This is a genomic window from Alcanivorax sp. HI0083, from assembly GCF_001635175.1.
Map to the genome: position 1 here is coordinate 1 of NZ_LWFX01000643.1, position 415 is coordinate 415.

The following is a 415-nucleotide window of genomic DNA, read 5'->3' on the forward strand; positions in this document are numbered from 1 at the left end:
CCTGCTCAAGAACCGTGCGAACCTGGCGCCGGTACTGGCCCAGTTCTGCTGTGAGCAAGCGGAAACCCTGCGTCGGGACGGCGACATTAATCCAGCCCGCCGTATGCTGCGCCGGGCGTTGTCATTCGATAACCAGTGCGTGCGTGCCAGCCTGGCGGAAGGCGATCTGGAAATGGCGGAATCCAACTGGGGCGCCGCGATTGATGCCTTTCAGCGGGTCTGGAACCAGGACAGTGACTTTTTTGATGAAACACTGGATCGTCTGCGGCAGTGTTTTCAGCATCAGGAAAAGGAAGAAGACTTTATCCAGATGCTGGCCGATTACAGTGCAGAGAAACCCAGCACCACGCGTATTCTGTTGCTCTCGGAAACGCTTAAAGAGCGTTATGGCGACAAGGAAGCGGCGGACTTTATC

1 pseudogene is annotated in these 415 nt (G+C 56.4%); it reads left to right on the forward strand.

Annotated features, from left to right (window positions below):
• Window positions 1–415 (forward strand): annotated as a pseudogene (locus A3754_RS27420) (lipopolysaccharide assembly protein LapB); the annotation flags it as partial.